Annotated in this window: 20 protein-coding genes; 18 read left to right on the plus strand and 2 right to left on the minus strand. The window is 37.5% G+C overall.

Annotated elements, in window-relative coordinates; all coding sequences use genetic code 11:
* Positions 1 to 208 precede the first annotated feature (208 nt).
* The 8 genes from ACXAG7_RS14905 to ACXAG7_RS14940 all read left to right on the plus strand — a co-directional run bounded on the left by ACXAG7_RS14905 (position 209) and on the right by ACXAG7_RS14940 (position 6,301).
* The gene (locus ACXAG7_RS14905; protein WP_408044422.1) at positions 209 to 661 is read left to right on the plus strand and encodes a hypothetical protein; all 453 of its coding nucleotides are present in this window, start codon (positions 209 to 211) and stop codon (positions 659 to 661) included.
* 187 nt (positions 662 to 848) lie between these two features.
* A complete protein-coding gene (locus tag ACXAG7_RS14910) occupies positions 849 to 1,421 on the plus strand; it encodes a TetR/AcrR family transcriptional regulator (protein ID WP_476667306.1) in 573 nt (190 codons plus the stop codon).
* A complete protein-coding gene (locus ACXAG7_RS14915) occupies positions 1,408 to 1,794 on the plus strand; it encodes an RNHCP domain-containing protein (RefSeq protein WP_476667307.1) in 387 nt (128 codons plus the stop codon). The genes ACXAG7_RS14910 and ACXAG7_RS14915 overlap by 14 nt, the downstream gene beginning before the upstream one ends.
* Before the next feature lie 6 nt (positions 1,795 to 1,800).
* Positions 1,801 to 2,811 (plus strand): ribosome small subunit-dependent GTPase A, encoded by a 1,011-nt coding sequence (rsgA, locus tag ACXAG7_RS14920; RefSeq protein ID WP_476667308.1) that lies wholly within the window; start codon positions 1,801 to 1,803, stop codon positions 2,809 to 2,811.
* Between the two features lie 201 nt (positions 2,812 to 3,012).
* Positions 3,013 to 3,765, plus strand: a complete 753-nt coding sequence (locus tag ACXAG7_RS14925; protein ID WP_476667309.1) for a hypothetical protein — start codon at positions 3,013 to 3,015, stop codon at positions 3,763 to 3,765.
* A gap of 435 nt (positions 3,766 to 4,200) precedes the next feature.
* Positions 4,201 to 4,788: a hypothetical protein gene (locus ACXAG7_RS14930; protein WP_408044420.1), complete on the plus strand. Its 588-nt coding sequence runs from the start codon at positions 4,201 to 4,203 to the stop codon at positions 4,786 to 4,788.
* Between the two features lie 37 nt (positions 4,789 to 4,825).
* Positions 4,826 to 5,434 carry a hypothetical protein gene (locus ACXAG7_RS14935; RefSeq protein WP_476667310.1) on the plus strand — a complete coding sequence of 203 codons (609 nt, stop codon included), beginning with the start codon at positions 4,826 to 4,828 and terminating at the stop codon, positions 5,432 to 5,434.
* Positions 5,435 to 5,461: 27 nt separating this feature from the next.
* Positions 5,462 to 6,301: an alpha/beta hydrolase family protein gene (locus tag ACXAG7_RS14940; RefSeq protein ID WP_476667311.1), complete on the plus strand. Its 840-nt coding sequence runs from the start codon at positions 5,462 to 5,464 to the stop codon at positions 6,299 to 6,301.
* Between the two features lie 121 nt (positions 6,302 to 6,422).
* Here the strand turns inward: ACXAG7_RS14940 and tpx are convergent, their stop codons facing one another.
* On the minus strand, positions 6,423 to 6,914 hold the full coding sequence (gene tpx / locus ACXAG7_RS14945; protein WP_476667312.1) for a thiol peroxidase: 492 nt from the start codon (positions 6,912 to 6,914) through the stop codon (positions 6,423 to 6,425).
* A gap of 801 nt (positions 6,915 to 7,715) precedes the next feature.
* Here tpx and ACXAG7_RS14950 point away from each other — a divergent pair.
* From ACXAG7_RS14950 to ACXAG7_RS14975, 6 genes are all read left to right on the plus strand, one after another.
* Positions 7,716 to 8,501 (plus strand): LytR/AlgR family response regulator transcription factor, encoded by a 786-nt coding sequence (locus ACXAG7_RS14950; protein WP_476667313.1) that lies wholly within the window; start codon positions 7,716 to 7,718, stop codon positions 8,499 to 8,501.
* Positions 8,502 to 8,591: 90 nt separating this feature from the next.
* Positions 8,592 to 11,702, plus strand: a complete 3,111-nt coding sequence (locus tag ACXAG7_RS14955; protein WP_476667314.1) for a sensor histidine kinase — start codon at positions 8,592 to 8,594, stop codon at positions 11,700 to 11,702.
* A gap of 17 nt (positions 11,703 to 11,719) precedes the next feature.
* Positions 11,720 to 12,487 (plus strand): LytR/AlgR family response regulator transcription factor, encoded by a 768-nt coding sequence (locus tag ACXAG7_RS14960; protein ID WP_476667315.1) that lies wholly within the window; start codon positions 11,720 to 11,722, stop codon positions 12,485 to 12,487.
* A gap of 149 nt (positions 12,488 to 12,636) precedes the next feature.
* Entirely contained in the window at positions 12,637 to 13,383 is a 747-nt protein-coding gene (locus ACXAG7_RS14965) for a gliding motility-associated C-terminal domain-containing protein (RefSeq protein WP_476667316.1), read from the plus strand.
* Positions 13,384 to 13,618: 235 nt separating this feature from the next.
* The gene (locus ACXAG7_RS14970; protein ID WP_476667317.1) at positions 13,619 to 15,127 is read left to right on the plus strand and encodes a hypothetical protein; all 1,509 of its coding nucleotides are present in this window, start codon (positions 13,619 to 13,621) and stop codon (positions 15,125 to 15,127) included.
* A 183-nt stretch (positions 15,128 to 15,310) separates the two neighbouring features.
* The gene (locus ACXAG7_RS14975; RefSeq protein WP_476667318.1) at positions 15,311 to 15,562 is read left to right on the plus strand and encodes a zinc-ribbon domain-containing protein; all 252 of its coding nucleotides are present in this window, start codon (positions 15,311 to 15,313) and stop codon (positions 15,560 to 15,562) included.
* Positions 15,563 to 15,697: 135 nt separating this feature from the next.
* Here the strand turns inward: ACXAG7_RS14975 and ACXAG7_RS14980 are convergent, their stop codons facing one another.
* Complete coding sequence (locus tag ACXAG7_RS14980) at positions 15,698 to 16,492, minus strand: patatin-like phospholipase family protein (RefSeq protein ID WP_476667319.1); 795 nt, start codon at positions 16,490 to 16,492, stop codon at positions 15,698 to 15,700.
* A gap of 383 nt (positions 16,493 to 16,875) precedes the next feature.
* On the opposite strand from ACXAG7_RS14980, the gene ACXAG7_RS14985 reads away from it, so the two are divergent.
* The 4 genes from ACXAG7_RS14985 (at position 16,876) to ACXAG7_RS15000 (ending at position 21,165) form a co-directional block, all read left to right on the plus strand.
* Positions 16,876 to 17,850, plus strand: coding sequence for a WD40/YVTN/BNR-like repeat-containing protein (locus tag ACXAG7_RS14985; RefSeq protein WP_476667320.1), 975 nt, complete (start codon positions 16,876 to 16,878; stop codon positions 17,848 to 17,850).
* A 389-nt stretch (positions 17,851 to 18,239) separates the two neighbouring features.
* Entirely contained in the window at positions 18,240 to 19,838 is a 1,599-nt protein-coding gene (locus ACXAG7_RS14990; protein ID WP_476667321.1) for an alpha/beta hydrolase, read from the plus strand.
* 55 nt (positions 19,839 to 19,893) lie between these two features.
* Positions 19,894 to 20,427: a hypothetical protein gene (locus ACXAG7_RS14995; protein WP_476667322.1), complete on the plus strand. Its 534-nt coding sequence runs from the start codon at positions 19,894 to 19,896 to the stop codon at positions 20,425 to 20,427.
* Positions 20,428 to 20,622: 195 nt separating this feature from the next.
* A complete protein-coding gene (locus ACXAG7_RS15000; protein WP_476667323.1) occupies positions 20,623 to 21,165 on the plus strand; it encodes a GNAT family N-acetyltransferase in 543 nt (180 codons plus the stop codon).
* Positions 21,166 to 21,228: the final 63 nt, after the last annotated feature.

A 21,228-nucleotide genomic window follows, 5' to 3' on the forward strand; every position in this document is an offset into this window, starting at 1 on the left:
TAATTTGTAAATGAAACGGATTCGATTTGTGTTCAAATTCAAGTCAAAAGGTTTCAGAAGTGATTATAAAAAAATAATACTATCTTGCGATGCTTCTAAATTGCTATGCCTAAACAATCTACAAATCGTATATGTTGTTGAGCTTGTCTAAAGTTTCAACAAGAATAGGATGGTGGTTTGGAGCAGTAAATCTAAAAACTTAATAAATATGTTAAAAAAATTACTATTCGGGGTGTTACTGAGTTTTCTGTTGGTGTCTTGTATCGACAATAATGATACTCCTCCTAAAGATGAGAAAGCCTTATTAACTGCTAAACTATGGACCTTTAATCGTTTTGAAATAACGGAGCTTAATGAAAATCCAGGGAATTATACTGAGGCCGAAGTAGAGGCTATTATTAATAAGCTACGCAAAGGAATTACCTTTAAGTTTAATGAAGATACTTCAGGTACGTATACAGTTAGGTCTGAATCTTTCGATTTGAACTGGTCATTAGAAGAAGGTATTTTAAAACTTCGTTTTTCTGACAGTATGTTAAACACGGATTTTCGTTTGAATGATGTAAGCGAAGAAGAATTAAATATTTCGTTTTTAACCCTGTCTACAGGAATCTTTAATAATCAAAAAACCACCTATCGAGGCAATCATTTTTATCGATAGTCATTACAAAAGCTTAGCGTCTGCTAAGCTTTTTTTTGTTGTTATTTAGCCATTCAATTTCAGAATGATTGAGGGGTAAGAAGGTATGTGTTTGTTAATGAGTAGTTTATTTTTAGGTTTTTAAGTTGTGTGCAAAGAAAATATCTATATATTTGCACTGACTGAACGTTCGGTCAGTTTAAAGAATATGATGGATAAAAAAGCAATAATAATAGAAACGGCTACGGAGTTGTTTTCAGAACGAGGATATGAGAATACTTCTATTGCCGCAATTACGGAAAAAGCGGAGGTTTCAAAGGGACTAGTAGCACATCACTTTAAGTCTAAAGATGGCCTGTTAAGAGAAATATACAGCCAATCAACGGCGCTCATAAAAAAAATGAACACGGAGAAATCGGAGCAATTAGAGCCAGCAGAACGATTGATTCATGTTTTAGAATCCTTTTTTGATCAGTTAGTAGTGAATAAATTGGCTTTCCAGTTTGATTTAAATGTTATGACTCAACCCACAACAAGAGGACTCCTAGCCGATTTAATAGAAAAGCGTTCTGAAATAATTTTACAAGAGACCCAAACAATTTTTAAGGGGCTTAACGTAGAAGATGAGGAGTCGATGACTTATTTATTTATAGCAGAATTAGATGGGATTGCAATGAGTTATTTATGTTCACGTAACTCATATCCACTAGCTAAAGTAAAAGAGTATATCATAAAGAAATACCAAGAGGTTGTAAAAAACAGTAAGAATGACGAGACGTAAAATTTTAAGAGATAATCCTATGGAGTCTTTCATTTGTGAAGCTTGTGGTAAGGGGGTCAGTCCACTAGTTGTTGGCGGGCAGCACCGAAATCATTGTCCTTATTGCTTGCAAAGTTTACATTTAGACGTAATTCCTGGAGATAGAAGATCGAGTTGCAGGGGGCTTATGGAACCTATCAGTATTTATGTAAAGAAGGATAAGGAGTGGGCTATAGTACACCGATGTAAGCAATGTAAAACCATTAGGGTAAATAGAGTAGCTGCTGATGATAATGAGTTCTTATTATTTACCATTGCAGCCGAACCTATACTTTCCTTACCCTTCCCTGCTAAAGGAATATTAAATAGCCTACATAAAGTAGTGAATCAATAAGAGTATATGTGTAGTAAGAAGAATACATATCAGGTAATTCAAAGGCAGTTTGATACCTATACAGTACAGAATGGGGCAGAGCAATTATTTGCAAAACTATTAGGTAAGTTTTCGCGTAGCAATGAATTTGAAAGCCCATTAGTAGGTGATAAGGTGTACATAATCAAGAAAGGAAATAAAGCCTTTATTGACGGGGTTGCTGCTCGAAAAACTAAGTTGAGTAGAAAAGCTGCTGGTTCAACAGTAAGAGAGCAGGTATTGGCTGTTAATATGGATTATGTTTTTGTTGTTGTTGGATTGGATAGGAAGCGTGGCTATTCCGATAGGCTGATTGAACGATACATGGTGATGGCTTGGAATAGTGGGGCAGTTCCTGTGTTGGTTTTAAATAAGATAGATACCGAGAAAAGAGCGGAAATAATAAAAAGACATTTAGAAATTGTAGCTCCAGATGTTGAAATCCTTCTGTGTAGTGCGAAAAGCGGTGAAGGAATTAATGAGTTGAAAAGGTATTTGGCTAAAGGACAAACGGCAGTGATTATTGGTCCATCAGGAGCAGGAAAGTCAACGATATCCAATGCTTTGTGTGCTCAGACAAAACAGCGCATCGGAGATCTGAGTAGGATAAAAAAACGAGGGAAACACACAACCACTAATACCATTATGTTGAGGCTTGAAAATGGTGGGTATATCATGGATTCTCCTGGTTTACGAGAAATTCAATTATGGCCAGTTTCAGAAGGAGTAAATAGTGTTTTTGAGGAAATTACGGCATTGACAAACGAATGTAAATTTAATAATTGTAGTCACCAAGGTGAGCCCGGTTGTGCAATACAGTATCACCTTAGTATTGGAAGTATTTCACCAGAGCGTTATGATAGTTATTTAGAGTTGATGAAAGAATTACACTTCACAGCGAATAAGTTACATGGTAAGAAAAAGAGAAACGAAAGGAAAAAGGCCAAACAAGTAACAAAACAAAGAAAAGCAAGACTTCAAAAGAAAGTAGTATATTGATCTGAGCGATAGGCTGCTTTCTTTTTCAGTACTCGTAAAAATGACCTCGATACGATTACAGCGAGTTGTTTGCTGAAAGAATTGAGGTACTGGGATACCGAAGTAAAATTAATTATTGGTATCTTCGTTTTTTAAAATGCCAGGGGAATTTTTATGGTTCTTACGACGAGAATACAACCCCAAAAGAAAAAGAATTCAGTAATGACACATGCAAATTTTGATGCGCAAATTGCGGCGCATAAAGATCTCAGTAAACTCCTACGCGATCAAGAGATCATCGGATTTTCAAATTTTAGTGACCTCGAAGCCGACCCAGAATTTTTAAACTATATAGCACCGCAGTACATAGCGAGTTTTAGGGTTCTCTTTAAAAGGTATACAGAAACTGCTCCCAACGAGGTGAAGTTGAATGCTTTGTTGAGGTCTTTGGAGTATGTAGCAAGCTCTGAAGTAATTACTGCTGTAGAGGAAGACCTGAATAGTCTTTTAAAAGAAGCACTCGATCTTTTGGTAATTAATAAATCACGTGTCGATGCCAAATTGGAGTTGTTAGATATTCCAGCTCTTAAAAAAGCGGTTTCGATCACCGTTATTAATTGCTGCAATCGCGGAAAGGCATCGCCCAAAGTACAAAAGACGACTGATGAGATAATTGCACATATTTTATATCTCAATTACAAACTTAAAGATGTAAATCCTAAGTATCAAAAGCAACTGTATTTCGCGGATGAAGAATTGAAAGAACGATTGCTAAAAATTGAACGATACCATCCATCTCAAAAATCGAAATACCTAGGCTTTAAACAAGAAGCCTCGTCTACGACTCCTAAGGAGAACGAAACACAGCCTGAAGAAGTCCCCATTATTGAGGTCAAAAAGGAAAATAAGAACTATTGGATCTATGTAGTTTTAGGAATCGGAGTACTCTTGTTAAAGTTTTGTGCGCGAATCTAACTAGTACACAGGACTTAGGAATAAAAATAGCATGCAATGATGAAAACCGTAAGGGCTTGCGCTGACGGTTTAATAATTTTGTAGAAAATAAGGATAGTAAAAAGGAGATGAGAGAATTTTTAGTTTCGGTATACGCGATGTTTTTTTTTAAAACACTGGATGGAGTGTCCATTTTTTTGGGATTAATGGGCTGGATTGGCGTAGTTATTTTTTTATTTGGAATGTTGAAGTACTAAGCAAAGCGTATAGACAGGTTAATATGCCGCGGTATTGTGTTGCTAACTTATTGATAAGCAATGTGAATTGGGCTTAGTAACTCGTCCGTTTTGTTGTTTTTCTAGCATAGTATGCATCGTTTCCTCTGTTTGTCGCTATAAAACTCGCGATAAATTTCATATCTTGGTAGTTGTGACTCGAGACTAAACTAGTATTACCATGAAAAAACTAATGATAGTAATAATGTTCCTGAGTAGTATTGTACTACAGGGACAAACTGCTAAAGAGAATTTGCGAAATACTTTCGATACTTATATAAACTTGACCATGGCGCAGGAGTTCGATAAATCTTTTGATTATATCATTCAAGATTTGTTTGAAATTATTCCAAGAGCGCAAATGGTAGCCCTGATGAAACAGATTTACAACAATCCAAAAATGAAAATTCACTTGGAAAATCCTAAAATTCTGTCGTTAGGAGCTATTGAAAAACTCAAAGGAAAATGGTATGCTATTTTGACCTATTCTAATATCATGCGCATTAAAGTGAACCCAGAGGATACCGATGAATCCGCAGAAGATAAGGCTGTTCGTATGGGATTGTTAAAGGTGTCTTTCAATAAAAAGTTTGGAACTAAAAATGTTAAGTACAACGAAGAAACAGGTTTTTTTGAAATTAATGTGGTAAAATCAGTTTGTTGTGCCTCTGAGGATGGCAAGTCAGATTGGAAGTTTTTAACCTTAGATAAGGCACAACAGAAACTGACGAAATCCTTTTTACCAGCAGAGATTTTTGAAAAGCTGTAATTAATAAATCTAGAATAAGTTTTAATTATAAATTGTTATGAATAAACAGCGATTGACCTTGTTAATCTTGGCTTCGTTAGGTGTATTGGCTACGTTTATGCCGTGGTCATCCCTTCCGGTGTTAGGAGCTATGAGCGGAATAAACACGAAAATAGGGAAGTTTTCACTCGTCCTTTTTACCATTCCTTTATTAGGAAGTTTTATAGGCGATAGAACGAAAGATCTGAAAGGAATACTATTGTACGTAGTAGTATTGAGCAGTGTATTGTCAGTGCTTTTTAATACAGTACAGTTATGGGTGCTCACATCTGTGGATCCCGAAACTAGTAATCCTATTGATTATATTCTTGCTGATCAAATTAGGGTGGATGTGGGCCTCTTCTTGGCCTTGCTTTCCGGAGTACTGATACCTGTTTTAGTAAAGATTATGAAAGAGTCTGTCCCCAATGCATCTGTGAATTTGCCGAAGAATAGCGATGCAAAAAAATCGCAATTTCCTGTGAGGGAAACGATGAAAAGCAAACCGATTATCCAAAAAGAACGTCCAAAAATTGATGCAGTAAGCGTAGCAAAAGAGTTAAAAAACGAAGCTACCAAGGTGAATGCTATGGAACCATCTGATCACAGCAAATACATGCCTAAGTAGTAATGTAATATCACAAACCTCATAGAAATGAATTCAGACTTTATAGAAATTCCCTCTGCTAACGGACTATTAAAAGCCACCTTGTACACTGCGCAAGATTACAATAGCGTTTTGGTAATAGCTTCTGCTACAGGTGTGAAACAAGAGTTTTATAAAACTTTTGCCACGTATGTACAAGCGCAAGGTATAGCAGTAATCACCTTTGATTATAGCGGTATTGGTCGCAGTTTATCACTGCCACTGCAACAAGTAAAGTCGAATGCGGCTAGCTGGGGGTACCGTGATCTTGAAGCTGTTTTTCAATTTGTGTTGCAAAAGTATCCGAAGGCTAAAAAAATGGTACTAGGCCATAGTATAGGAGGGCAATTGATTGGATTGGCACCATCGTCAATACAGTTTGATAAAATTATATTGGTCGCTTCGCAATCGGGATATTGGAAATTTTGGTCAGGCAAAAGCAAAATTCAAATGTGGTTTAATTGGTATGTGTTATTTCCGGTACTATTACCACTTTTTGGGTATCTACCTTCAAAAAAGTTGACCGGTATGGAGAATTTGCCTAAAAATATGGCGGCACAATGGATGCGTTGGTGTAGGTCGGAAAATTACCTTTGGGACGACCCGAGTATAGAAGAAAAGTATTATTCGACCATCGAGAATCCTGTAAGTGTATTTGCTATTGAAGACGATCACTTTGCACCGAAAACTGCCGTTTTATGGCTTGCTAAAAAATACGAGAATGCAAAGCTGAAGGAATACGAGCTTCAGCTGAAGGATTTCCAAACGAAACGCATTGGTCATTTTGGCGTTTTTAAAGCCTCTTTTGAATCTTCTATCTGGCAGCTGCTGCTTCGTGAAATGACGTAAAAAGCAAGAGGTTAATGCGTTAACCTCTTACTGACGTGAATTGCGAAATCAAATCACTACTACAAAAAACTAAATTATAAAAATTAATATATGAAAATTCGTTGCTAGAGGTGTCGCTTACCTAGATACGAGGGATTTTTTTATAGTTCGGCTCTTGTGTGAGCTCATCGCTAATTTCCAAGTAGCGAACAACACCATCAGCATTGACTTTTGAGAGCGATCGAGCGTGTAAACCAGCTAGATTTCCGGTGGCGATTTCAACGCCAAAATGTTTTCCAAAAACCCCTTCTTTGAAATCTGATAACATCACGACATTTTTTAATTCGTGAGTTGTTAAGTAACGTTCTTGAGCAAAAGGTAAATCTCTAGAAATACAGATTAAGGGTACACTGAGTTTTTCTGCTTCTTGTGAGAGTTTGAAAATGGAACTAGCACAAACTTCGGTATCTACACTCGGAAAAGTATAGAGAAAGGCCCCATTTACGAGTACATCGTATAGAGCTACCTCTTTCAAGTCAGAGGATAGCAAGTACACTTTCGGTAGCTGTGTATGTATTTTAGGAGTTACACTTTGTAAGTGGAGTGTTTCTCCCATGCAGGTTATGGTCTTCATAGTGTTTGAATTTTATTTGTTGCGAAAGTATAAAGAAGCTTTTAGGAGATGCACAGTCATGTGCTGAGCTATGGGGGATGGATGACTAGCGTAGTAATTTCGGTGATAAAGCCAATCGGAATCGATATTGTTACTTTTATTTGAAATACTGACCATAAAAAAAGCCAGTGCATATGCACTGGCTTTTGAACTAGCGATTGAGAAAGATGAACTACCGTGTATTCAGGTATTTAAAACGTCAACCAAATAAAGGAAACCTGAATATAGGTAGTAAAACACCACTAGCATTTAATGAGCTGTGTTACTAAGGCTACTTGTAATTTATAGAGATGCAATAGTAGTGACTAGGACAGTTACTTTGCTTATTAAAGTTTTTAATAACGTATTACGTGTGATGAACTCGCTTAAATTAGTGATATAGGTCGCGGAGGAGTAGTTAATACCGTAAAAAGTAAAAAAGGACAGCGAAGTTGCTGTCCTTGAAGTCGGGGTACTACGTACTAAACAAGTAACTATAAATAGCTGTTACACGGACAAAGCTAGCGACGAAATTGGTTGATGATTCACTTATATGACGAGGACCTTGAATGTTGTGATTACTGCAGGGAATATTGTTTTTAACATGCTGAAGTATGAAAATACAGCGTTTGTGTTTGGATACAAATATTCTTGTCTATATTTGCGGCGAGTGAATTTTTTAATTCACCATCCCTAGTTACCTATAATTAAATAGCGATACCTTTTAAATGCTGTGCATTCTGAGAGGAAATGGCTGATACCTACTAAAAAATAGTGTAACGAATGATTGTAAAAACAGTACTTATTGGGGGAGAAAGTACCGCCGCAACTAATTTTAAGAAACGAATTTCGAAATGTGAATTTTTTACGTTGACAGAAGTAAAAGGAACACTTTCTGGGGTGCCTACATGGCTTGACAACACCACACCACAATTACTTTTTATAGATAGAGCAATTGAAATAACTGAGTTAGAATTACTAAGTGATTTAATGAAAAGCCCAGCAACTTTTTTGCTGTGTTCTCGACAGGGGGTAATACTTGAGGAAACAATGCAACACAGAGAGCAATTTTACCACATTGATGACTGTGCTAGCGAGCTTGTGATGGCAGAGGTGTTTTGTCGAATTCTCTTTGCGATCATGCGATGGCAGCAACGAGAGCTGACTCAAAATTTTACTGCCAACGTACTGCAGTTACGTCTTAATGAACAGGGAGAAAAACGCATCAGTTTTAAAATTGATAACGTGGTAATTTTCCTAAAGCTGAAAGAAATAAAATACATTTTAGCTTCTGGAAACTACATTGAAATTATCACTGCTGAAAATAAGAAATATTTGGTAAGAGAAACGATTAGTCGCCTTGCCCAGGTATTTAGGAATACCGTAATGTTCAGGATCCACAGGTCTTGCATCGTGAATAAATCCTTTGTAAATAGGTTGGTGTATTCAAGTCATGGTGAGCTCGACGTAGGGATTTGTGACTCTGAACTGTTAAGAGTAGGGAAAAGTTACAAACAAGATTTTTTAAACCATATGGATATCACAAAAGGGGTAAATGTTTTACCCTAGCAACGATCTGTGGCATTGTTCTTGATAAAGTAGCTTTTTCTAATTTTTAACTAGTGAATTTTTAAGGGTAATTGAAGTGATATGCGGTTGATGGAAGTACGTAAAGGAATTGTGGCGTTTATTGTAATACTAGGCTGTAGTGGATTTGTACGAGGACAAGATTTACTGTCGAGTTTTACGGTACATAACGGTAACGGAAGCAGAACGAACCCTAAAATTATTACCTGTGATCAGGATGGGTTTTTGTGGTATTCTTCCAATAATTCGGTGGTGAAGTTTACCGGACAAGATCAAATAGTATATCCATTAAATGTCAATTTTCCGATAGGAAAAAATGATATCGTAGATATTTCAGTGATAGAGAATACCGTTTTTGCCCTAGCTAAAAAAGGACTTTTTATACTCAATTTAACGACCAATCAAACAGATTGGCACAGCTTTTATTATAAAAATGGTGAAGAATACTTAAAGTTACGCTCCTTAAATTACAATTTTGGTAAAGGGCTTTGGATTGATACGGAGACAGATATTGTTATTCGGTACGATTTTGAGACCAACGACTTTGAGAAATTCAATTTATCAGCTTCGGGAAAGGAAGAGATTAGTAATGACAACAAATTTAATCAGTTAAAAATCTTAAATGTCACCGACAGTAATGCGATAATTTTTAGAAAAGAAAATCAAATAAGGCGCTTTGATGGAGAACGTGTCACACTGGTTCAGGATACCTTTAACAGGGCAAATAAACCCAATCAGAGAAGCTACCAAGAAAGTATCCTCGTTCCCAATGGAAGTATTTTTCCAAAAAATTACTCAGGGAGTTTTCAGTATAAAAATAAGAAGTACCAAATTACCTACCTCGAAGCAATCGATAGTCAGCTTGTTAATTTGCCTTTTACGCAGCGGATTTATATCGAGAATATACAGCTGTTTCAAAAGGGGATTGGACATAATGCTAGTTTGGTTGTCGCCAATGGGTTAAACCTCAGTGTTTTTCAGTTTGAAAAACGAAGTAAAGGCTTTGCGTTGATTGAGCTTTCCCAACATGTGTTGGAGGAGGAGGTGACTAATTTGTTTATAGATTATTACAACAACATATGGGTTCATGCTGGGAGTAAAATTGTAAAGGTAATTGTTCCAGATCCGATTATTGATTCTTTTCTAGTAAATAATGAGAATACGAGCTGTCGTGATATGTTTGAAGATGCTGAGGGATCCGTAGTTTTAGCTAGCTATAGGGGACTGTTTGTAAAACGAGCAAAGGAAGGAAAATTTCAAAAATTAAAGCTCGCTAAAAGCAAGGAAGAACTTCAAGAAAAGTCGAGCTTCTTGAATCGGATTTACGCGTTTAAAAAGCTGTCGCCACATCAGGTACTAGCCCTGGGACATCATTGTGAATTGGCCATCTTGGATTTGAAAAAAGAGGAATATTCATTTGTGCTCTCCGAAAAAGTAGATACTAAGTGTATCGGCGAGTTTTACGATGCGGAATATTTCAATAAACAAGAAGCATTAATGTATCTGGCTAGTGATCGAGGACTGTTTGTGGTAGATTTAAAAACAGGAGCGCTTCGCGATTACAACGAGCTTCCGGGTGGCTTGTCTTTGAAAAATACCGTCATCGAAGATCTATTTAAAGATTCTCGTGGAAATTTGTGGATTGCGACTCAAGGAAGAGGACTAATTAAAGTCGATAGGACTGCGAATCGAACTACCCACTACAAGCCAAAATCAACAAAATTTCCGTTGATTAATAGTTATGTAAATGTGGTCTATGAAGATAGAGACGCAGCTATTTGGGTTGGTACCGCAGGAGGGATCCAAAAAGTAGCAGTAGCGAATGAAACGGAAACCCATCAGTTCAATACGCATTTCATGGACACCAACATCGTAGGGATTTTACAAGATGATGAAGGCATGTATTGGTTGTCAACCTTTAATGGTTTGGTGCTGTTTGATGGAAAAAAAATAGTTCAGAGTTATTATCAGGAAGACGGGATAGCTAACAGTGAGTTTAATAGAAATTCCTCCCTAAAACTTTCTAATGGAGATTTGCTTTTCGGTACTGTTAATGGAGGAATACGAGTAAATCCTCAACGAGCAAAAGAAAAGAAGAAACGAGAAGATTCTCAGTTGTATTTGACAAAATTGTCGGTTGATAATTTTCGTGTAAACTCACCCGAAAAATTAGCAACTCTAAAAGATATTGAAGTCGATGATGAACACAGTAGTTTAGTTTTTCATTTTGCGATTAACGATTTAAGTCATTTTGATCGGGTAAAGTATGAGTACAAGATAAAAGGAGTGCATACCAGGTGGAACACCCTAGGGAAAAGAGGCGTCTTAAGGTTGTTTAGTTTACCCAAAGGAGTACATGAAATTTGGGTGCGCGGGGTGAATTCAGGAGCTTTTCATACGGATGTTTTAAAGTATCGTATTGTGGTGTCACGTCCCTTTTATAAGGAGCCATGGTTGGGAGTTATAATACTAGTATTAATAATGATACTAATGGTAATTCGTTTGCGGATAAAACTGAGAAAACGAAGAGTGCTTTTTCAGTTAAAAAAGAAACTGCGAAACTTGGAATCGAAGTCTTTAAAGAGTCAAATGAATCCACATTTTTTGTCAAATATCATCAACAGTGTCCAAGGTGTCATGGTACTCAAAGGTATCGAAGAAGCGAGCCGCTACTTAAGTTGTTTTTATACCTTGTTACGCTATCAATTAGACAGTACAAATATGGATTTCATTTCGTTGGGAGGTGAGTTACAGTATTTAAAATCCTATGTATACATCGAAGGTCAAACCCTTGACAAAACCATTACCTTACATATTAATTGTGAAGAACGGATAAAGTATTTTAACATTCCTCCAGCATTGTTACAACCACTAGTAGAGAATTCAATACATCACGGATTCAAAGGAAACAAGGAAGGAAATGAGATTACAATAGACATTCGCCTATGTGGTAAAGTACTTCAAATTGTGGTTTCAGATAATGGTGTGGGGTGCAGTGAAAAAGGTCGAGTAGAAAATCAAACCGAAACTAAGCAACACCAATCGTGGGCGACTGCTATTTTGCGAGAGCGCATGGAAGTATACAATGTTTTGTATAGCCAAGAAAAGCTATTTTCAATTCAATACGAACGAGGAGCTACTTCAGGAACTCGCGTAGTATTGATCGTTCCCTTTAAGCATTAGAAAAAGAATGAACTATTATGGATAAAAGGATTAACACGATCGTCATAGACGACAGGAAAAGTAACGTAGAATTATTAGCACATTATTTGGAAGGCTACTGTACAGCGTACATCGAAACAGTGTATCGGGCGTATTCTATTTCCGAGGCTATCGAGAAAATCAACACCTTTAGACCAGAGGTGGTGTTTTTGGATGTTCAAATGGATAATGAAACAACGGGATTTGATATTCTCGACAAAATTACGCCTTACCCTGTGAAGGTAGTTTTTGTAACCTCCTTTGAAGGGTATGCAATAAAAGCTATTAAGTACAATGCTATCGATTATTTATTGAAGCCAATTGATTTCACAGATTGCGCTAAGATTGTAAAACGCGTACATCGAGAGTTTAACGAAATCACCGAACAAAAAGATACGCAAAATTTCGATCAGTCTCTAGCTGATTTTAGAGCGAGATTACTACCAGTGATGTCACTAAAAACGATAGACTTCATAGAAAAATCAGAGATTATTTATTGTAAATCTCAGGGCTTTTATACCATTTTTAAACTAAAGAATGCAACGGATATTGTCAGTTCCAAAAACATTGGAGAATACGAAAAAATTTTAGGAGCTAACTTTCTAAGAGTTCACAAGTCTTTTATTATCAATGTTAATTTAATTGCTCGTATTCATAAGGTTTCAGGAGTCGCTTGTGAGATGATAGAAGGGAGCATGATTTCTGTGGCGGTAAGAAAGGTCAACCTGCTTTATAGCTTGCTGGGCATCAAAACCAAATGCTCGTAGTATGAGATGGTGGTTTAACGTTCTTTAGTCAATTACTTACGATGGTTAGCTACCTAGTTACGTTACTCGTTTTGGGGGAGGAGGAGTTGAAAATCGTTCTTTTCTTTGCACTTGAATAGCATACTTTCAATGCAAAAAGTACAGAGATAATGAAAAGTCGTTTAACTGTTTTATTGGTAGTGCATTTCCTGAGCTGTAAAGGAGTACAGGCTAGGTGTTTTCAGGAGTTTAAGAGTGTCTTGCTTTCTGAGATACCTCCATCAATAACAGCTACTTTCGCAAAGCCACCGGGAAGTAAAACGTTGAAATTATCGCTAACTATTGTGTCAGAAAGTCTGAGTACATCAGAGAGTTTAGGGGTTACGAACTACCTAATCAAGCTAAAAAATAACGGGACGCAAAGGATAAGTGGACTGCAAATCATTGAAAGGGATACCGTTGATAGCACTGTAAATTACGTGGGCAATCCTAAAGCTGTAAACGCGGGTCAAGAGCTCATTGTTGAACGAGTTTATTATTGGAAAGCGGACCAAGATAGTGCTAAGGGGGTGAGCCTAACAGTAGATGTATATACCAAAGGAACTCGATTATTGACAAAAACGATTCCCATAGCTAGTACTGGTAAAACCGTGAAGGTAAACAACCTATTTTCTCCGAATGGTGATGGTATAAACGATGTGTTGCTAATTCAGGGGCTTGCAGACTATATTGAGAGCTACTTGTCGATTTACGACAGATCAGGGATACTAGTTTTTAGTGCAAAGAACTATGATAATACTTGGGATGGAACAGTAAACAATGGATGCAATGCCTTAGAGTGCGGTACTTATTTTTACACTTTGCAACTAGGGGCAACTCAAGAGCCTTTAAAAGGCTGGATACAAATAAAGAGGTAGTTAGTTTTGATAATACTAGGGATGGTGGGTTCAATCTTTAATTAAGTAAGGGGTTGATTAAAGAGGACACTCATCAATAAAAGGGGGGACCAAAAGGTTTCCTCTTTTTTTATGTTTAATTTTTTTAGTTTAAGAGAATTGACGTTATTTGTACCTGAAAAAATTGCATTTACTAAAAATTTTATTGACAGACTACCTGCTTTGCAAGCAGGTGTAAATTATGTATTAAATTATTATGAGAACAAAAATTAAAATTGCAACGCTTGCTATGATGGGGTTGGGTTTAACCACCTATGCTCAAGAATTTAACCAGCCCGTAAAAGTTAACAATCAATTTTCGGTATTTACGACTCCCAGCACCAATGGGCAATTGATGTTACTAAGAGATACGGCAGCAAATGGAACAAATCAATCTTTTGGAGGTCTAAAATTTTCTTCAGCTTCTGGGTACGATTTTGTTTTAGGAAAATTTTCGGATGTAGGAACAGGGAAGTTCCAGCTACGCGATCAAAACAATACAGCCTACTTTACGATTTTGCCAGGAGGTAATTTCGGTATTGGAACGGCAATCCCTTATGGAAAGTTAGACGTAACTGGATTGGGAGTTTTTAGAGCTACTGATAATAGTAATGGTTTGGCCTTTATGCTTGCAAATACCCAAGGGAATTCCGCATTTACCATGCGAGCCTTTACTAATAAAGGACAAATAAAAGCTGAAAATGGTTTGCCTTTAGAGCTGTTATCTGACGATGGAAAAACCTTATTCTACGGTCAAAATGGAGGAAATGTTGGGATTGGAACTACAAGCCCTAAGAAAACACTACACATTGTAAATACTAGTTCTTTTGAAGTAGGAATAATGGAATCACCAAATCAACAAGGATCGAATCTGAGGTTTATTGATAATGCAAATACCCCGGTAGAGTTTGGTAGCCAGTTGGGTGATGCTGTGATTAGGACAAATAGTGAAGTTAGATTGGTTGCAAAGACGGGCTCAGGAAACATTGGAGTTGGTATTGCGGCACCAACAGCCCGCTTACACGTAAATGACGGAAAGGTGTTAGTACAACCAAAAAATGACAACGATACGGATATTTTTAGAATTAATGAATATCGAGGTGGAAGTTTGATGAGTATGTCAGAAACTGGAGATGCCGGTGTTCTTGATATTGGATACTACGGACTTGCCGGTGACAAGGTTCAAATTAATGGAGGTGTTTCTAATCAAGGAGCTTCGATTGGTGGATTCGATGACGGAGTTAAGAAATTCAATTTAAACTCTAAAGGAGATTCGTATTTCAACGGTGGTGGATTGGCCGTTGGGACTACAAATTTAGGAGGATATCAATTAGCAGTGAACGGAAAAATTCGCGCTAAAGAAATCAAAGTAGAAACCGGATGGGCAGATTTTGTTTTTTATGAGGATTACCAATTACCAAGCTTGGAAGCTGTAGAACAGCATATCAAAGAAAAAGGACATCTAGAGCACATTCCAAGTGAAAAGGAAGTTGCAGAGAACGGAATTTACTTGGGAGAAATGGATTCAAAATTACTCCGTAAAATTGAAGAGTTGACCTTGTATACCATTCAACAAGAAAAGAAAATTAAGAACTTGCAAGAGCAAAAAACAGTGATCACTAAGCAAGCTCAGGAAATAGAAAACTTAAAAAAGCAAAATGCAGTACTGAAGTCATTATTGACAAGAGTAGCACAATTAGAGGAAAAACTAGACTCGAAAAAATAAGTGATTTCCAACACAATATAAAAGAGCAACTACAGGAGTTGCTCTTTTTTTTGTCTTAGTTTTTTTATTTTGGTGTTGGAAGCTAGCTGAGATTTAAAAAAGTGAGTTTCAAATATGAGTTAGTAGTTGCATATGTATAAACTGTATAGTATTTTTCCATAAAATTTGTAAATTAAAACAGCTATGGCCATAATTGCGTGTAAAGAATGTTCCAAAGAAGTTAGTGATAAAGCAACTGCCTGTCCTCATTGCGGCTATCCGATGAATCCTCAAAAAGTAAAAACGGAAGTTCAGGTTAAGTCCACAACCGAGGAGACACCGAAAACTTCCTTAATAGACAAAGTGAGCATTGTTGGTGAATTAGGAACAGCAGCTTCGGGTTGTATGGTACTAGTAGTGTTCTTTTGTGCCGCATTGACTTTGCTATTTATATAAAAAACGACCTAATTAGCAGTGCCCTAAGCTTACTTATCGCTGTAGTAGTTTGTAAGAAAATTCTAAATTGTCCTTTTTTAGGAGCAAGTGTCCCCAAAGTAAAAACAGCTCAATTCCCATTTTATTAGAAATGTGTTAAGCCAATGATTTTTCAAGATAGTCTTTGGCGGAGTTGTATATTTCGGGTACCTCTTTCATAGTAAATCCACTGAATTCACCTAAAGGAAAGCAAACAGTTAAGGTAGTGCGGAAAAATTTGTGTTCTTCTGAGGAGAGCATCAGTAATTTAGAGGCATGACTGATCACTTTAAAGGTGCTGTTAAGCTCGGTATTGGTTTTTTCTGACGGATAATCTACATAGCTTCCTATGAGGGGGAGTTTGGAGTCTTTAAAAGGATCGATGGGAAAATTGTCTAAAACACCGCCATCTGAATACAACTCACCTTCGATGCGAATTGGATTGAAAAGTCCGGGAATAGCACAAGACGCCAAAACCGGTTTAATTAAAGCTCCTTTATTAAAATACTGAGTACATCCTTTATTTAAATTTGTGGTACTGATAGTGATCGGAATATTGAGCGCTTTAAAAGTGGTAGCAACTTTTCCCTCTAGTAAATTCGAATAATTGTACGAATTAAAAATCCCTGGTTTTTTAAGGGTGATCCACGAGTATTTAAAGAGTTCTGTAGTTTTAAAAAAATATAGAATTTCTTGTGGACGCATGCCTGAAGCATACATGGCGGCAACTAAACTTCCTGCGCTACAGGCAGAAATATGCGCGATAGGGATTCCGAGCTCTTCTAGTTTTTCTAGTAAAACGAGATGAGCAACACCTTTTTCTGCTCCGCCACTCAATACCAGATTAATAGGGGAGCCTGAAGGTAGTTCTGATAAGATTTTTAAATTACTGTGGTATTTTTCTTTAATCATATGGCTTCTTTTACATCGTCAATACAAGAGAAGAAATTCGCAGTATAGCTAGCATTTATTATAAAAACTAAGCAGACGAATGCAACGTTGGAGCTTGGTAGCAAACTGAGCAAGCTGAACAGGAATTGCCTTCGTAACAGTGAATCCTTGTCGAGGATTGAACTTGCTAAAAGTACTATTTATCGTATAGAAATGGTAGCAAAAAATTAATTTTTTACTGGTAATTATTAAAAGGTAGCACTGTTGGTTTTAGCGGATTTTATCGGGATTGTTCCGAGCGTATCGCTAATTTTTGTGGGGTGAAAAAAGTAATTTAGTGTAGGGTAATAGGTTGCAATACAGTAGTATTATATATAAACCAAAGAAGTCAAAGTATGAGAAGTATGAGTAAATCTGTAATCTGGGGTGGTCTAATGTTGATGCTTGGAGCTTGTAGCAATGATCCTGCACAGGTAGGGGCAGCGGCACCACAAACATCCATTTCGAAAGAGTGGAAAAAGTATGATCTAGGAACTCGAGAAAAGTTAAATACAGTGTATTTTGTAAACAAAAACCTCGGTTTTATTGCAGGGAACAAAGGGCTGTTGTATAAAACGGTTAATGGAGGTGTCGATTGGAAGAAGCTAACTACTGGAGTAAATCACAATTTGGTTAGTATTAGTTTTAACGCTAAGAATAGAGGTGTGGTCAATGGTTTGGTGTCCAGTGATTTGGGTAGCTCTTGGGTAAAGAGTGCCAGTACAGCATCGTATTATTGTTACTACGCAGGAGAAAATAATTTGATAGGAGGAAGCAATTCTTCTTTTGAGGGCACGGTTTTCTTGTCTAAAAATCACGGCGCAACCTGGTCAAAAGCACACCAAATACGACCGAAAACGGGGTTTTATAGCCGTGGATCTTTCGTAGGGAACACTGGGTATTTGGCATCTTGGTATTCGGGGAGGTTGTTAAAAACGAATGATAGTGGAGCTTCTTGGAATGTGATAACAAAAGGAACGACCGTTCCTACTGGAGGAAAGCAAATATTCGATGATTTTTTTGATGTACAAGCCATATCAGCGACAACGGTTTATGCGGTATCAAACAGGTACTTGTCAATAAGTGAGGATGGAGGACGAACGTTTAGAGTATTGTATACCCGAGTTCCGAGTGGAGCGAGTTTAAGAAGCGTTTATGCAGAGGCTGATAGATTAGTACTTACGGATAGCGATGGCACAGTGCTCTTGAGTATCGATGGTGGAAAAAACTGGACTTTAAAAACACTGAATAAAGGGACCATTTTTACTGATGTTGCCATTCATAAAAAGGTGATTTTTGTGATCGGTGACAAAGGGGCATTATGGAGAAAACACTTGTAAACGGACACCGATTCATTTTCTAGTGATAAATACAACAAAGAGGCACCTATATAGGGTGTTTTTTTGTAGTATTGAGGACGGTGTTTTTTAATGTTTAATAGGTTGTTGGTTAGTTAGTTAGTTAGTTAGTTAGTTAGTTAGTTGGTTGGTTGGTAAGTTAGTTTTTCATGACGGTTTTGAGAGTGCGTGTGCATTTCATTGAATTTGTAACAGGACCTATTTCCGAAAAATAAAAAGGAGGCTTTGCAAAAGATGTCAAAGTAGTGTTTCCAGTCAAAAGGAATGACTGAGGAAGTGAAATGTAGTCTAAGTTTCCTACTTTTTTACAGCTTGGAATACTAAACAAAGACAAGTGTAGTTGTATACTAGTATATTAAAAACTTAGGGTTATGAAAAATAGGTTGAAGTTATTAAACGTCTGTGTTTTTTGGGGGAGTGTTTTAATGTTTGGAACTGTCTTTGCACAGCAACATAAAGCAGGATTGAAGAAAGGTGATGTCTTTACTCGTAAAGTCATACCTGCCGAGCAACATCGTTATCGCATCCATTTAAAAAATGGGATGGGGTTTTTGGCTGAGGTACAAGAACGAGGAATAGATGTTGCGATAGATGTGGAAGATGATAAAAGCATGTTAGTCACGCGCTACGATAGTTCACATGGCATGCAAGGACTTGAAAAAATTGACTTTAGTGCAACTCAAACAGGTTGGTATACTTTTGTGTTTAGTGTCTTGGAAGAATCCGCTTCGGGAGGTAGCTACGAGTTTAAAGTACTGGAGGTACTAGAAGCACTCACCAACGGGAAACGCTTGATGCGAAAAGAATTACAGTCAACCGCCATGTATAACTTGTGGGAATCCTACTTAACGGATAAGAACGCTATTGATCACTTTTTAAAAAAACAGCGACAAAAGCACCTTATAGAAAAAATCCCTGGTAATGATAAGGAAATGCTCGTTACCTATTTTTGTGTTCCTAGTAAACATACAGAGTATGTAATGTTAAGTGGAGGACCTGATTTTTTGGGACTGCGTTTTCACCCTTTAGGAACGAGTAAATTACATTTTGTGAGCCAGAGAGTACCTGTGGACGCTCGATTTGCTTATGGCTTTAATTACTTCGAGAAAAGGAATTTTGGTCCTACCGAGCATATTATAAAAAGAAGTATAGAACACGCTTATGACGGTCTGGTTACCATGCCAGCAGCACCGGAGCAGCCCTATACAGTGATTCGAAAGGGCGTGCCAAAAGGTGAGGTGAAATCCATGACCATAGCAAGCGAAATACTACAGGAGAATCGAAAAATTAAACTGTGCTTACCCGCCGGTTTTGACCGACAAAAGGAGTACCATTTATTGGTAGTATTTGATGGGGAAGCTTATGGTGTAGCTCCGAGAATAAAAGACAGAGTTCCCGTACCAACAATTATGGATAACCTGCATGCAGAAGGAGTTATCAAGCCAACAGTTACTGTATTAGTGGCATCTATGGGGAAGCGAAAGAAAGATATGATAAGTGATAAGTTTTCTAATTTTATAGCGAAAGAGCTCATACCCGGAATTCGCTCGCAATACAGTATAGCTCCCGGACCCGATAAGGTTGTTTTGGCAGGTTCGAGCAGAGGAGGATTTGCAGCGAGCTTTATTGCTTACCAACACGCTGATGTTGTAGGGAATGTGTTATCACAATCGGGGTCCTATTGGATAAAAGCAGAAACTCCTGAAAATCATTGGATTTATCCAGAGTCCGATGGGAAACTGATCAGGCTGTATAGAGAACAAAAGAAATTGCCACTACGCTTTTACATGGAAGTCGGATTGTACGAGTCAGGAGCGTCTATGCTTGGTATGAACCGACAATTTAGAGATATTTTGGTCTTAAAAGGCTATCCCGTACAATACAGTGAATTTAAAGGAGGGCATAATTATCAAAATTGGAGAGGTACTTTCGCGAAGGGAGTAAAGGCTTTATTAGGAATTCAAAAATAGACTGTTAAGGAAGGATATAGTACCTGTGCAGATTGTGTATCTTTGAATAAAAAAGATGGTCGTTCCAGGAACCCGCTTGCAATTAAAAGAATTGCCAGTAGTAGCGAAATTGAAACAGGATGCATCGACGAAAAAGTTGCTGGATAGTGATGTTTTTCGAGATGCAGCTAATTTTTATAAGTACATTCATTACCAATTTGAATACCCCACAAGTCCAGTAACGAAAAGTCCTAGTTTTGCCTTTGCTGGTATGGAAGTAACCTGCTTAGCGCTAAAAATAGTAGCCGGGAGAACGGTTTGTGTGACGGAGTTTTTTGAAATATCGTTGGTAGAGGCACTGCGCAATAACGAGCTGGTAGTATTGTCAACAGCCAGCACGCAAGTTTCAGGTGCAGCCATGCCCAATTTCTTGGAAGGTTGTAAGGAGATCCGTGAAAATCTTGAACTGTATAACCTTGGAATGTCCATGGATAGTGAGTTGGCTTTCAAAATACAGGATGTCAATTTTAAATTGGCAACAAGCCATCCTTATTATAGAAACCTATTGACAACGAGGGTGTTTGTTGGAGGTTTGGCTTCTGAACTTTAGGATTCGAACTGGTGTTTCGCGCTGTTTTGGTAGTAAAGAGACGAGGAAGGATTCACAATGCTGTTCTTAGCTATTTGTATGCAGTAAAATAACTGGAGTTGCGAAGGCAGTGACAGGTACAAAACCTTTTCCAAGAACACTGTTAAGTAAAAGCATTGTTAAGCAAGATAAGGGAACGAAATATCGAAAGTAAAAATGAAACTAGAAATCAGTAAAGGGGTATGCTTGACTCCCATAAAAATTTCTGATGCCGAGGAGGTGTTTGCTGTGATTAATACGCAACGTACCTACCTCGAACAATGGCTGCCTTTTGTACCTCATACAAGGGAAAAGCAGGACACCGTTAATTTTATAAAATCGGTCCAGACTGCTGATGAGCTATTACAGACTACTTTTGTAATCAGAAAAGAAAATCGATTTGCGTGGGTAATTGGTTTTAAAAATTATACAGCGCATTCCAACAGGGTAGAATTGGGCTATTGGCTAGCAGCGCAATATCAAAAACAAGGATTAATGATTCGCTCTGTACGCAATTTGGTGCGTTTGGCTTTTGAAGAAACCTCCGTGAATAGCATCGTTATAAAATGTGCCGAAGAAAACTTTCCTAGTATAGCCATTGCCATACGTGCTGGTTTTACCTATACTGAGCTAGAAGAAAATGGGGAGCAATTAACTATCAATACCTATCGTGACCTTATGGTGTTTAAGCTGACCAAAAGGCATTGGAAAACTCTTTGATTTCTTCAAATAGTTTTGATACTATGGGTGCACACAGTACCTTTGACCTTGAATCCAATTGTA

The sequence above is a fragment of the Tenacibaculum sp. AWR4_210 genome (genome assembly GCF_056160945.1).

Coding starts and splice junctions, on each gene's coding strand:
- ACXAG7_RS14950 (WP_476667313.1), top strand. CDS start 7,716: ATGATTGTAAAAACAGTACTTATTGGGGGAGAAAGTACCGCCGCAACT.
- ACXAG7_RS14970 (WP_476667317.1), top strand. CDS start 13,619: ATGAGAACAAAAATTAAAATTGCAACGCTTGCTATGATGGGGTTGGGT.
- ACXAG7_RS14985 (WP_476667320.1), top strand. CDS start 16,876: ATGAGTAAATCTGTAATCTGGGGTGGTCTAATGTTGATGCTTGGAGCT.
- rsgA (WP_476667308.1), top strand. CDS start 1,801: ATGTGTAGTAAGAAGAATACATATCAGGTAATTCAAAGGCAGTTTGAT.
- ACXAG7_RS14995 (WP_476667322.1), top strand. CDS start 19,894: ATGGTCGTTCCAGGAACCCGCTTGCAATTAAAAGAATTGCCAGTAGTA.
- ACXAG7_RS14915 (WP_476667307.1), top strand. CDS start 1,408: ATGACGAGACGTAAAATTTTAAGAGATAATCCTATGGAGTCTTTCATT.
- ACXAG7_RS14940 (WP_476667311.1), top strand. CDS start 5,462: ATGAATTCAGACTTTATAGAAATTCCCTCTGCTAACGGACTATTAAAA.
- ACXAG7_RS14910 (WP_476667306.1), top strand. CDS start 849: ATGATGGATAAAAAAGCAATAATAATAGAAACGGCTACGGAGTTGTTT.
- ACXAG7_RS14960 (WP_476667315.1), top strand. CDS start 11,720: ATGGATAAAAGGATTAACACGATCGTCATAGACGACAGGAAAAGTAAC.
- tpx (WP_476667312.1), bottom strand. CDS start 6,914: ATGAAGACCATAACCTGCATGGGAGAAACACTCCACTTACAAAGTGTA.
- ACXAG7_RS14980 (WP_476667319.1), bottom strand. CDS start 16,492: ATGATTAAAGAAAAATACCACAGTAATTTAAAAATCTTATCAGAACTA.
- ACXAG7_RS14935 (WP_476667310.1), top strand. CDS start 4,826: ATGAATAAACAGCGATTGACCTTGTTAATCTTGGCTTCGTTAGGTGTA.
- ACXAG7_RS15000 (WP_476667323.1), top strand. CDS start 20,623: ATGAAACTAGAAATCAGTAAAGGGGTATGCTTGACTCCCATAAAAATT.
- ACXAG7_RS14990 (WP_476667321.1), top strand. CDS start 18,240: ATGAAAAATAGGTTGAAGTTATTAAACGTCTGTGTTTTTTGGGGGAGT.
- ACXAG7_RS14975 (WP_476667318.1), top strand. CDS start 15,311: ATGGCCATAATTGCGTGTAAAGAATGTTCCAAAGAAGTTAGTGATAAA.
- ACXAG7_RS14930 (WP_408044420.1), top strand. CDS start 4,201: ATGAAAAAACTAATGATAGTAATAATGTTCCTGAGTAGTATTGTACTA.
- ACXAG7_RS14905 (WP_408044422.1), top strand. CDS start 209: ATGTTAAAAAAATTACTATTCGGGGTGTTACTGAGTTTTCTGTTGGTG.
- ACXAG7_RS14965 (WP_476667316.1), top strand. CDS start 12,637: ATGAAAAGTCGTTTAACTGTTTTATTGGTAGTGCATTTCCTGAGCTGT.
- ACXAG7_RS14955 (WP_476667314.1), top strand. CDS start 8,592: ATGGAAGTACGTAAAGGAATTGTGGCGTTTATTGTAATACTAGGCTGT.
- ACXAG7_RS14925 (WP_476667309.1), top strand. CDS start 3,013: ATGACACATGCAAATTTTGATGCGCAAATTGCGGCGCATAAAGATCTC.